The organism is Qipengyuania sp. B-5, from assembly GCF_056857815.1.
Window position 1 is genome coordinate 15,227 of sequence record NZ_JBSXNU010000045.1, and the last position, 11,090, is coordinate 26,316.

The following is an 11,090-nucleotide window of genomic DNA, read 5'->3' on the forward strand; positions in this document are numbered from 1 at the left end:
TCCGTTCGCCCCGGGCTTGTCGAAGGGCCGTACCTCTTTTCTAGCGCTGCGCCCAAAGCAAGAACGGTGCTTCGACAGGCTCAGCACGAACGGGAGTTGTCAGTTGTTCAAGCTCGACGGTTTCGATCTTTCCGCTTTTATCCGTGATACGCTTGCCGAAGACCTCGGCGAAGGAATGTCCGGCGGCGGACGCGATGTTACCAGCGAAAGCGTAATCCCCGCACAGGCCCGCTTTTCCGGAACGATGGACACACGCGATCCGATCCATGTCGCGGGCCTGCCCGTGGCCGCGGCCTTCTTCCGCGCGCTCGATCCCGATATGCAGATCGACATCCTCGTCGAGGAAGGTGCGCAAGTTCCCGCCGGGACCGACCTGATGCGGCTCGAAGGTAATGCCCGCGCCATGCTCACCGCCGAGCGCAGCGCCTTGAATACTGTCCAGCACCTCTCGGGCATCGCCACCATGGTCGCCGAATACGTCCGAGTGATGGACAATCCGGCTTGCACCCTGCTCGACACGCGCAAGACCATTCCGGGCCTGCGCCATCTCGAAAAATACGCCGTGCGCATGGGCGGCGGGGCGAACCACCGCATGGGATTGTGGGATGCGGCGATGATCAAGGACAACCACGTGCTCGTCGCAGGAAGCGTGGGAGAGGCGGTACGCCGCGCGGTCGAGGCCGGGGTGAGGGACATCATTTGCGAGGTCGACCGGATCGATCAGATCGAACCGGCTCTGGAAGCGGGCGCAACGCGGCTGTTGCTGGACAATATGGAACCGCCGACCCTGCGCGAAGCCGTGGCGCTGGTGGCAGGGCGCGTGCCCACCGAAGCCAGCGGCGGGATCAACCTGGACACGATCCGCGCCAAGGCGGCCACCGGGGTCGATTATGTGTCGGTAGGAAGGCTTACCCAGAGCGCGCCCGCAGCCGATATCGGTCTGGACTTTATGCCGCTATGAAATCCGCCGCGGCAATCGCGGCAGCAGTCGCGCTCGCAACGCCGGGTGCAGTTGCGGCCCAGGCCTTTCAATGCACTATCCCCGGCAGCACCCATGTGCCCGATGTCGACGAGGGCGAGCCGCGGCGCCTGCCCGTGACGGGCTATACGCTTGCCTTGAGCTGGACTCCCGAATTCTGCCGCTTCCGCGAGAGCGAACGCCGCCATGCGCGGCAATGCTCGGGGCGCGAGGGACGCTTCGGCTTCACGGTCCACGGGCTCTGGCCCGACAGCGGGCGCAGCTGGCCGCAATGGTGCAGCCGCACACCGATCGAGCTGGCCGCGCTGCGCAAGAACCTCTGCATCAGCCCCGACGCTGCGCTGGTCACGCGCCAATGGGCCAAGCACGGCACCTACATGACCCGCCGCCCGGAAACCTACCTCAAGGTCACGCGCATTCTGTTCGGCGGCCTCCGCTGGCCCGATTTCGTCCGCATCAGCCGCGAGGACGATCTCACTGCAGGCACTATCCGCACTCGCTTCGCCGATGCCAACCCGGGCTGGTTCCCCGAAGCGGTAGGCGTGCATCTGGACGGCAAGGGATGGCTGGAGGAACTGCGCCTCTGTTACGATAAACGCTTCATGCCCAAGGCGTGTGATGAGCGCCGGTCGGGAGCGAAGGATGGCGAGGCGGCGAAAATCTGGCGGGGGCTATAGCCAGCCCAGCAGCATTGCGATTTCGCGATTCCTATTCCGCAGAATCGAAGTAGCCGTAAAGCTTCTCCAGCGACATCGACCATAGCTCGATCTGCCGGCGGTAATTCTCGCGAGTGATGCCGCCATCGGAGATTATGTATATTCTGACCGAAAGAGTGCCTTCGGGATCGACATAGGCGCGGCCGAAGTTCTGACGGTAATTATAGGCCGATACCGCTTCCGCAATATCCGCCGGGCTCGCATTTTCGGGCGGCGCGAAGGTCGCAAGAATCGAGGTGCCGTAACAATTCTCCAGAATGTCCGAATCCTCGCACGCCATCAGGGCGGCATTCGCGTGAAAGCCGTTCGAGAAAATCACGTTGATCGAGTTATTATCGGGATGCGCTTCCCACTTCGTATCGTTCGCTCCTAGCGCCACCTCGAGATCGCTGCGCGAAAAGGTGCCGATTGTCTCGCTGCCCTGTGCCATCGCTGACGCACCGGACAGCACGAGACTTGCACCGGCGACGAGAATCGCAGTCCCAAAATTCGTCATGCAGTATTTCCCCCTTCCGGGCAGGACCGTAACCAAAGCTCGACGGATTGCCCACCCGCTTCATGCAGCCCTTTTTCTAAATGGAAACACTATGCTGTGCGGACGGACAGTTTCAGCGACGCTCCCTGAAGAAGTCGCGAAGCAACTCCGCCGCTCTTGCTCCACCAAGCCCCGCGTAGACCTCCGGGCGGTGTAGGCATTGTTTCTGTTCAAACACGCGCGCGCCGTGTTCGACCGCACCGCCCTTGGGGTCGCTTGCACCATAATAGACCTTGCCCAGCCGCGCGTGGACGATGGCGCCGGCGCACATGGCGCAGGGCTCCAGCGTGACCCAAAGCTCGCAATCTGTCAGACGCTCCTGCCCGAGCGCCACCGCCGCGCGGCGAATCGCCAGCATCTCCGCATGGGCGGTGGGATCGCTGGTCTCTCGCGGCGCATTGTGCGCCTCGGCGATCACCTCGCCGCCGCGCGTGATCACCGCACCCACAGGCACTTCGCCCGCCGCGGCCGAGGCTTCGGCCAGTTCGAGCGCACGTTGCATCGGTTGCGGAAGGGTCCAGCCTGTCATACCAGCGCCTCGCTAGCCCCCGGTTCGATCCCGCGCAACGTGCTTGACGATTCGCACCCTCGCCGCTATGCGCGCCGCTTTCCGGGATAAATGAGGCCCCCGTCCGCATTTGCGGCCAAGGGAACTCGCCCAGCCATTCGAACGAGAGACAAATCCATGTCGCGCATTTGCGAACTCACCGGCAAGGGCCGTCAGGTCGGTCACAATGTGAGCCACGCCAACAACAAGACCAAGCGGGTCTTCCTGCCGAACCTGCAGAACGTCACGCTGATGAGCGAGAAGCTGGATCGCAGCTTCAAGTTCCGCGTGTCGACGCAGGGCCTGCGTTCGGTCGAGCATAATGGCGGTCTCGACAACTGGCTGCTGAAGACCAGCGACGAAAAGCTTTCGGCCGGTGCGCTGAAGGTAAAGCGCGAGCTGAAGAAAGCTACCGCCGCCTCGTAAGCTGCGCGGCGCTTCGGCGCTTTCCTCATCGATCACGCAAAGGCGCGCGGGTTCACCTGCGCGCCTTTTGCCGTGTCCAGTCTCTACGCCACCGGTTTTCGGGACTGGGAGCATCCCCCAGATCGACGTAGCTGCGGGGCAGCCAGGTCGTCAGGGCATCGGCGGCAGGAACAGCAGCGGATCGAGCCGCAGGTTCCGCCACACGAGGCTCCAGTGGAGGTGCGGCCCCGTCGCGCGGCCCGACGAGCCGATGCGGCCCAGCGGCTGCCCCTGCTTTACCGTCTGCCCATCGCGCACGAAGAGTTCGGAGGAATGCAGGAAGGCGCTGTTGAGGCCCTGCCCGTGGTCGATGATGAGGAGCTGTCCTTCGAGGCTGAAATCGGGTTCGGCCAGTACCACGATGCCGTCGGCGGGGGCGACATAGGTCGTTCCCGCGCCGCCCGCGATATCGAGGCCCGAATGATAGCTGCCCGGTTCGCCGCGGTAGATGCGCTGCGATCCGAACCGGCCCGAGATACGTCCGGTCACCGGCCAGACCATGTCCTGTCGCCAGCCCTCGGCCGGGGTTTCCTCCTGCCGCGCGTTCCAGATTGCTTCGAGCTCGGGTCGGCGGCGCGCAAGAAAGGCTTCGGAAGAGGACGAGGGACGCCTGGCGACATTGACCCGCTCTATGTCCCAATCGCGCGGCGAAATGGCGACTGGGCTCTCGATCACCCTGCCATCGGCCAGCGTGGCGACGAGCGTTTCGCTCGGCCCTGCATCGCGGTCGAATGCGGCGAAGAAATTGCCCTTCTCGTCGAAGACAAGCTCGTTCTCGCCCAATGCCGCACTTTCGGTCCCACCGGGAACCGTGCCGCGGATCCAGCCGCCCTGCGTCAGCTCGCCCTCGAAGGAGAATACCGCCGGGCGAGAAGGCGCGGGCGCAGGATCAGGTTCGCGCACCGGCTGCACAACCTCGCTGGGCGGTGCAGGCTCAACCGGCACCGGCTGCGAGGGCGCCACACAGGCTGAAACGGCAAGGAGGAAAAGCGGCGCGACCCGGCGTAATCTCACGGTTTTAGCCGCTCCGTTGCGAGCTGGGGCGTGGCGTAGGCCTCCTGGTGCTCGACCGACCAGTACCGCAATTCCTCCAGCGGAATCGGCACACCGCTCGCCGCGCAGAACACGTGATTGCCCGCGCGCAGCACGCGAAAGCCATTGGGTCCGTATTGCAGCTTGGCCTCGCCCGAAGCGGGACCCGAATTCTTGTTCATCAGCATGGGAAGCTCCCTAGCAGGTCGTGTCTATCCGAACAAATCGTCCTGCGCGGGCGGCGTTCCCTTTTTTGCTGGTTTGGGCCGCGGTGCTGGCGAGCTTGGGGCAGGTGGCGCGGCGCCGGTCGAGACGGCAAGGTCGCCGTCGCGGAACTTGAGCGTCAGCAGTGCCTCCTTCGCGGCCTCGACGCGGTCGGTCAGGGTCCGCCCGTCGGGGCCAGTAACCCGCACATAGCCGCGTTTTAGCACCGTATCGGGGTCCAGCGAGCGCATCACGCGTTCCAGCGCCGCCAGCCGTTCGCGGCCTTCCGCAATCGGTTTGCGCACCACCGCAGGCGACAGGCGCACGCCCGCGAGCGAACGCTGCGCCTCGCGCAAGCCGCGTGTCAGCATGGCTGGCGAAAGCCGCAAATTGCCCAGCTTTTCGCGCCCCTGCCCTGCACGGTCCTGCAATCCGCGCCGCAGCCGGTCGGCCAATTCGTCGAGCTTTTGCGCCTGCGGTTGCAACAGCGCCTCGGGCGAGGGCAGCCGCTCGGCGCGCGCCTCCAGCCTTTCGCGGCCCAATTGCACCGGGCGCAGGATCGCGCGTTTCTTGCGCGCACCATAATCGGCGAGGGCGGCGGCAAGTTCGGCACGGACAGGTACGGCAATCTCGGCAGCGGCAGTGGGCGTCGGCGCACGACGATCGGCAGCGAAATCGGCCAGCGTGGTGTCGGTTTCGTGCCCCACCGCGCTGATCGTGGGGATCGAGCATTCGGCGATGGCGCGCACCACCGCCTCCTCGTTGAAGCTCCACAAATCCTCGATCGAGCCGCCGCCGCGCGCCACGATCACCAGATCGGGCCGATCGGGATGGCCTTGCGCCATGGCTGAGAAGCCGCGGACCGCGCCCGCCACCTGATCTGCCGCGCCCTGTCCTTGCACCAGCACCGGCCAGACGATCACCCGGCTCGGAAAGCGATCCGCCAGCCGGTGCAGGATGTCGCGAATCACTGCGCCGGTGGGCGAGGTGACCACACCGATTGTGCGCGGCAGGAAGGGCAGCGCCCGCTTGCGGCTCTCGTCGAACAGCCCTTCGGCCTGCAGCCGCGCCTTGGTCTTTTCGAGCAGCGCCAACAGCGCACCTTCGCCCGCCAGTTCCATCCGCTCGATCACGATCTGGTACTTGGAGCGGCCCGGATAGGTCGTGATCTTGCCGCTGGCGACCACTTCCAGCCCGTCTTCCGGCCGGAAGGGCAGACGCCCAGCATTGCCCTTCCACATCACGGCATCGATCACCGCCTTGTCGTCTTTCAGGGCGGCATAGAGATGGCCCGATGCCGCGCGCTTCACGCCCGACAGTTCGCCGCGCAGCCGCACGAAGCCGAAGCGATCCTCCACGGTCCGCTTGAGCATTTGCGAGATTTCGCTCACCGACAGCGGCTCGGCGTTGTCGCCGGGGCGGGGCTTCGCTACCAGTCCGTCATTGTCTCTATCCGGTGGGAAACTTGCGGCCATGAATATCCTCTTGCTCGGCGGCGGCGGCCGCGAACATGCGCTGTGCTGGAAACTGGCGCAATCGCCGCGCTGCGACAAGCTGTGGGCGAGCCCCGGCAATCCGGGCATGGAAGAATGCGCCACCTGTGTCGCGCTCGATAGCAGCGATCATGGTGCGGTGGTCAAGTTCTGCGAGGATAACGCCATCGGCCTGGTGGTGATCGGCCCCGAAGGCCCGCTGGTCGAAGGGTTGGCGGATAGCCTCGAGGAGGCGGGCATCCTCAGCTTCGGCCCTTCCAGGGCAGCAGCGCAGCTGGAAGGCAGCAAGGGATTCACCAAGGATCTGTGCGCCCGCGCCAATATTCCCACCGCGCGCTTCGAACGCTGCACCTCGCTGGAGGCGGCATGGGGTGCGCTCAAGAAATTCGACCCGCCCTTCGTCCTCAAGGCCGACGGGCTGGCCGCGGGCAAGGGCGTGGTTATCGCCGAAACTCGCGAGGAAGCGCAGCACGCATTGTCGGAAATGTTCGACGGCCGCTTCGGCAGCGCAGGCTCCGAAGTTGTGATCGAGCAGTTCCTGACCGGCGAGGAGGCGAGCTTCTTCGCGCTGACCGACGGCAAGACCATCGTGCCGCTCGCCAGCGCGCAGGACCACAAGCGCGTGGGCGACGGCGACGAGGGACCGAACACAGGCGGGATGGGTGCCTATTCGCCCGCGCCCGTGCTCACCGATGCCCTGCGCGACCAGGCGATGCGCGAGATCATCGAACCCACCGTGCGCACCATGCGCGAGGAAGGCATGCCCTACACAGGCGTACTCTACGCCGGGCTGATGCTGACGAAGACCGGACCGCAGCTGATCGAATACAATGTGCGTTTCGGTGATCCCGAATGCCAGGTGCTGATGATGCGGCTGGAAAGCGACCTCGTGGAACTCATGCTGGCCTGCGCCGAGCGGCGGCTGGGCGAGATCGAGGCGCCCAGGATGAGCGACACTTTCGCGCTGACCGTGGTGATGGCGGCGGAGGGCTATCCGGGCACGCCGAAGAAGGGCGGCAGCATCGACCTGGGCGAGGCCGAGGCGAACGGTGCCAAGGTCTTCCACGCGGGGACAAAACTGGAAGGCGGCCAGCTGGTCGCCAGTGGCGGCCGCGTCCTCAACGTGACGGCAAGCGGGTCAAGCGCGACCGAAGCGCAAGCCGCCGCCTATGCCGCAGTCGATGCGATCGACTTTCCGGATGGTTTCTGCCGCCGCGACATCGGCCAGAGGGAAGTGCGGCGCGAGCGGGGATAATTTAACCATCCCATGTTCGATAATGTTTCTCCGCAAATCTGGATCGCCCTTGCTCTGGCAATAACGGCTTTGGCTCCAGCGACCTATGCTTGGCGGTACTTTACTCATGGCAGGGTGCCCCGCGACATTACTCTTCCCGAGGAGGACTTGAGCTGGAAATCGGAACCACAGCTATATCGAAGCCTCGCGATACTTTTGGGCTTGATTGGAATAGGCGTATTCATTTTCACTCCTCTTGCCGAGGATTTTGCCAAGTCTGACTACTTTGCTCCGACGTTGTTCGGCGCAATGGGGAGCTACGCTTTCGGGACGGCCGTATCCGGCTGGCGCAGCGGAGAAATAGAACCTCTGGTTCGCGGCGTGGCTCAGGCCTATCGCAAAGCCGAACACCCCAAACGCTATTGGGCATCGCTTATTTGGAACGGTATTTTAGGGGCGGCACTTTTTACCGCGTCGCTAGGAGTAATTTACGACAACGAATACCCAGATTGCAACGATTTTGGCGAACGAAACGAACTGATCGAAGCCTTGGAATCCTGTAACTCCATGCTGGCAGAGGATAGCCTTAGTCCAGAACGGCGTGCCAAGCTGCTCGCGGGTCGCGGACGCGTCCATCACCGCCTGGGCAAGGATGCGCTCGCGCTGCGTGATTACACCGGGGCGCTTCAGATCGATCCCGAAGATTCCTACGCTCTCTACAATCGTGCAGTTATTTACGAGCAGCAGGGCAATCTTCCTCTGGCGATAGAGGATTTCACTGCCTCACTCGATTTGCGGCCAGACAATGAGGAAGCATACCTGCTCAGGGGTTTAGCGTATCTGGATTCCGGACGGTTTCGAGAAGCAATCGATGATTTCACACAACTTCATCATAGCGATCCGGACAATCCCTATGCACTTGCAAACCGCGGAATCGCCCATGCATGGCTTGGGAATCGGAAAATGGCCGAGCTCGATTTCAAACATATAAGGGAGGGCGATCCCGGTTGGCCGGTTGTTTTACGCGGACAGGCGGTTCTGGCCTTTCAGAGCGAAAACTATCCCATAGTAATCAGATATCTTACACAGGCATTGGAGATCGATCCAGAGGACTATTTCGCCTTGCGGATGCGGGCCGATGCCTACTGGAACATCGGAAAGCACGATTTGGCGCGTGATGATGATGATCGATCAATGGCAATTGATGCGGCGAGGCGGCAAGTCGATATCGTAACCCGATGATCGGTCCGGGGGCTACCCCAGCTTCTCAGCCACCAGCGCCTTCAGGTCCTTCTCGCTGCGTGCGCCGATGTGACTGATGATCTCGCCCGCGCAGATCGCGCCCATGCGCAGGCAGGTCTCGAGATCCTCACCGCGGGTGTGGCCAGTGAGGAAACCGGCGGCGAAGAGATCGCCCGCGCCGGTGGTATCGACCACCTTGGCGATCGGCTCGGCGGGGACTTCGGCCCGCTCGCCATCGGCGATGACCACTGCGCCCTTGGCGCTGCGGGTGGCGACGAGCGTGGGAACCTTGCCTTTCAGCGCGTCGAGACCGGCTTCGAAGTCCGGTTTGCCGGTCAGCGTCGCCAGCTCGTGTTCGTTGACGAAGAGGATGTCGATCTTTCCTTCTTCGATCAGCGCGCGGAAATCGTCGCCATGGCGCTCGATCACGAAGCTTTCGCTGGCAGTGAAGGCGACCTTGCGGCCCGCACCGCGCGAGACGTCGATCGCGCGGCGCATGGCGCTGCGGGGCTCTTCCGGGTCCCACAGGTAGCCTTCGAGATAGAGCACGCCCGCGCTGGCGATCAGCTCTTCGTCGAGCGCGGCGGGCGGCAGAAATTGCGAAGCGCCGAGGAAGGTGTTCATCGTCCGCTCGCCATCGGGCGTAACGAAGATCAGGCAGCGCGCAGTCGGCGGATCGCCTTCCCGCGGGGTAGTGTCGAAATCGATGCCCACGGCGCGAATGTCGTGCGCGAAAATGTCGCCCAGCTGGTCCTTCGCAACCTGGCCGACGAAGGCGCATTGCGCGCCCAGCGCGGCCATCCCGGCGAGCGTGTTCGCCGCAGAACCGCCCGAGATTTCGGTGGCGCGGCCCATCGCGTCGTAAAGCTCCTGCGCGCGCTCGGTATCGACCAGCGTCATCCCGCCCTTGGCAAGACCGAGCTCTTCGATCAGCTCGTCTTCGCAGGGGGCCATCACGTCGACGATGGCATTGCCGATCGCGACGACGTCGTAACGGGGGTCGGTCATGAAAACTCCGGAAGGTGAACGAAACTTGGAATGTGTCGGGCGCGGTTAGCGGTTCGTCGTACAAAGGCCAAGGGCGGCGTTGACTTGTCTGCGTGCACGGGCGATTCGATCCGGCAAGATGATCTCACTTCCGCGCGCCCTTGCCCTGTCCTTCAGCCAGCTGGGCGATCCGGCGATCCTCAAGGTGCTGGGAAAGAGCCTGCTGATCACGCTGGCAATTTTCCTCCTTCTCGGCTGGGGGCTGAGTTTCGGGTTCGAAGCCGCGCTGGAATGGGCGGGGCTGGAAGAGGGGAGCGATGCCGGAACGCTGCTGGCCGTCCTCGCCACGCTGATCGGCGCGTGGCTATTGTTCCGTTTCGTCGCCCTGTTCGTGTTGCAGTTCTTTGCGGAAGAAGTGGTCCGGGCAGTCGAGGCGAGGCATTACCCTGAAGCCGCCAGCGCCGCACGGTCGCTCGCCTTTCACGAGGAGATGCGGAACGGCGTGCGGTCCACCCTGCGCGCATTGCTGGTCAATCTCGTCGCCCTGCCGTTCGCGATCCTGCTCCTGGTCACCGGTATCGGCACCGCATTGTTGTTCTGGGCCGTGAACGCCTTTTTGCTCGGCCGCGAGCTGCAGGACATGGTCTGGCTGCGGCATCGCAGGGATACGGCCGAGATCGCACCGCTGGGCCAGGGCAGGCGCTTTCTGCTTGGCGGAGCAGTCGCGGCGCTACTCATGGTCCCGTTCCTCAATCTGCTCGCCCCGGTTCTTGGTGCGGCGAGCGCCACCCACCTTGTGCATCGCAGGAGAGCCACCCTTGCATAAGATATTCGCCCTTGTGGCGCTCGCCGCAAGCCTCGCAGGCTGCGTGAGCGCGCCCAAGACCTATACTCCGGCAGAACAGCGGCCCGTGACGAGTACTCGCCCACCTCCACAGCAGCCGGTGCGGCCTGCGCCTTCGACCGGGGCATTCATCGCGCCTAAGGTGATGAACGTGCCAGGTCTCGAGGGGGTTATCGGCCGGAACGCGACGGCGCTCGCCAATATCTTCGGCCCGCCGAGGCTGGAGGTTAAGGAGGGCGACGCGATGAAGCTTCAGTTCAGCGGCAGTCCCTGCGTGCTGGATATCTATCTATATCCGCTCCGGCCTGGCGCAGAACCCAGCGCCACCCATGTAGATGCACGGCGTGCAAGCGATGGCGAGGACGTGGACCGCGCAAGTTGTGTCCGGGCCCTGCGGCGCTAGTCAGCCTCAGACCATGAAACTTTCGCCGCAGCCACAGGCGCCCTTGGCGTTGGGATTTTCGAAAACGAATCCGGCAGAGAAATCGTCCTCGACCCAGTCCATCGTGCTTCCGATGAGGTAGAGTACGCTGGCCCCGTCGATGTAGAACACTCCGCCTGGCGTCTCGATCTTCTCGTCGAACTTGGCCTCTTCGGAAACATAGTCGACCGAATAGGCCAGCCCCGAGCAGCCGCGGCGCGGGGTCGAGAGCTTGACCCCGATCGCATCCTCGGGTGCCTTGGACATCAGTTCGGCAATGCGCTCCTCGGCACGTTTCGTCAGGACGACGGCGGCCTTGGGCGCGGGGCGGGTTTTCGTTTCGGTCATCGTTCGCTCTCCTGAGCGGTGTCCAGATTGGTGCTATCGCGCC

The 11,090-nt window shown here is 63.8% G+C and carries 14 protein-coding genes; 7 read left to right on the plus strand and 7 right to left on the minus strand.

What is annotated here, in order from left to right:
* Positions 1 to 103 precede the first annotated feature (103 nt).
* Positions 104 to 961: a carboxylating nicotinate-nucleotide diphosphorylase gene (nadC, locus tag AC13CE_RS07560; RefSeq protein ID WP_221538101.1), complete on the plus strand. Its 858-nt coding sequence runs from the start codon at positions 104 to 106 to the stop codon at positions 959 to 961.
* Complete coding sequence (locus tag AC13CE_RS07565) at positions 958 to 1,656, plus strand: ribonuclease T2 family protein (protein WP_482972057.1); 699 nt, start codon at positions 958 to 960, stop codon at positions 1,654 to 1,656. Before nadC ends, AC13CE_RS07565 begins: the two co-directional genes overlap by 4 nt.
* 31 nt (positions 1,657 to 1,687) lie before the next feature.
* Here AC13CE_RS07565 and AC13CE_RS07570 read toward each other — a convergent pair whose 3' ends face one another.
* Together AC13CE_RS07570 and AC13CE_RS07575 are read right to left on the minus strand one after the other, a co-directional pair.
* On the minus strand, positions 1,688 to 2,191 hold the full coding sequence (locus tag AC13CE_RS07570; RefSeq protein ID WP_482972058.1) for a YbjN domain-containing protein: 504 nt from the start codon (positions 2,189 to 2,191) through the stop codon (positions 1,688 to 1,690).
* Positions 2,192 to 2,303: 112 nt separating this feature from the next.
* Positions 2,304 to 2,759, minus strand: coding sequence for a nucleoside deaminase (locus AC13CE_RS07575; RefSeq protein ID WP_221538104.1), 456 nt, complete (start codon positions 2,757 to 2,759; stop codon positions 2,304 to 2,306).
* A gap of 156 nt (positions 2,760 to 2,915) precedes the next feature.
* Here AC13CE_RS07575 and rpmB point away from each other — a divergent pair, with 156 nt between their 5' ends.
* On the plus strand, positions 2,916 to 3,203 hold the full coding sequence (rpmB, locus tag AC13CE_RS07580) for a 50S ribosomal protein L28 (RefSeq protein WP_221538105.1): 288 nt from the start codon (positions 2,916 to 2,918) through the stop codon (positions 3,201 to 3,203).
* A 150-nt stretch (positions 3,204 to 3,353) separates the two neighbouring features.
* Here the strand turns inward: rpmB and AC13CE_RS07585 are convergent, their stop codons facing one another.
* Genes AC13CE_RS07585 through xseA form a run of 3 tightly spaced genes read right to left on the minus strand, consistent with a single transcriptional unit; the run spans position 3,354 to position 5,953 of the window.
* Positions 3,354 to 4,256, minus strand: coding sequence for a peptidoglycan DD-metalloendopeptidase family protein (locus AC13CE_RS07585; protein ID WP_221538106.1), 903 nt, complete (start codon positions 4,254 to 4,256; stop codon positions 3,354 to 3,356).
* Positions 4,253 to 4,462 carry a DUF2093 domain-containing protein gene (locus AC13CE_RS07590; protein ID WP_221538107.1) on the minus strand — a complete coding sequence of 70 codons (210 nt, stop codon included), beginning with the start codon at positions 4,460 to 4,462 and terminating at the stop codon, positions 4,253 to 4,255. Before AC13CE_RS07590 ends, AC13CE_RS07585 begins: the two co-directional genes overlap by 4 nt.
* A 24-nt stretch (positions 4,463 to 4,486) precedes the next feature.
* Complete coding sequence (xseA, locus tag AC13CE_RS07595; protein WP_221538108.1) at positions 4,487 to 5,953, minus strand: exodeoxyribonuclease VII large subunit; 1,467 nt, start codon at positions 5,951 to 5,953, stop codon at positions 4,487 to 4,489.
* On the opposite strand from xseA, the gene purD reads away from it, so the two are divergent.
* Together purD and AC13CE_RS07605 are read left to right on the plus strand one after the other, a co-directional pair.
* Positions 5,952 to 7,226, plus strand: coding sequence for a phosphoribosylamine--glycine ligase (purD, locus tag AC13CE_RS07600; protein ID WP_482972059.1), 1,275 nt, complete (start codon positions 5,952 to 5,954; stop codon positions 7,224 to 7,226). The genes xseA and purD overlap by 2 nt on opposite strands.
* 12 nt (positions 7,227 to 7,238) lie before the next feature.
* On the plus strand, positions 7,239 to 8,447 hold the full coding sequence (locus AC13CE_RS07605; protein WP_221538110.1) for a tetratricopeptide repeat protein: 1,209 nt from the start codon (positions 7,239 to 7,241) through the stop codon (positions 8,445 to 8,447).
* Between the two features lie 12 nt (positions 8,448 to 8,459).
* Here the strand turns inward: AC13CE_RS07605 and AC13CE_RS07610 are convergent, their stop codons facing one another.
* A complete protein-coding gene (locus tag AC13CE_RS07610) occupies positions 8,460 to 9,455 on the minus strand; it encodes an adenosine kinase (RefSeq protein ID WP_482972060.1) in 996 nt (331 codons plus the stop codon).
* Between the two features lie 118 nt (positions 9,456 to 9,573).
* Here AC13CE_RS07610 and AC13CE_RS07615 point away from each other — a divergent pair, with 118 nt between their 5' ends.
* Both AC13CE_RS07615 and AC13CE_RS07620 read left to right on the plus strand, forming a co-directional pair.
* Positions 9,574 to 10,260, plus strand: coding sequence for an EI24 domain-containing protein (locus tag AC13CE_RS07615; protein ID WP_221538112.1), 687 nt, complete (start codon positions 9,574 to 9,576; stop codon positions 10,258 to 10,260).
* A complete protein-coding gene (locus tag AC13CE_RS07620) occupies positions 10,253 to 10,681 on the plus strand; it encodes a hypothetical protein (protein WP_221538113.1) in 429 nt (142 codons plus the stop codon). Before AC13CE_RS07615 ends, AC13CE_RS07620 begins: the two co-directional genes overlap by 8 nt.
* A 6-nt stretch (positions 10,682 to 10,687) precedes the next feature.
* Here the strand turns inward: AC13CE_RS07620 and AC13CE_RS07625 are convergent, their stop codons facing one another.
* The gene (locus AC13CE_RS07625; RefSeq protein ID WP_221538114.1) at positions 10,688 to 11,047 is read right to left on the minus strand and encodes a HesB/IscA family protein; all 360 of its coding nucleotides are present in this window, start codon (positions 11,045 to 11,047) and stop codon (positions 10,688 to 10,690) included.
* Between the last annotated feature and the right edge of the window lie 43 nt (positions 11,048 to 11,090).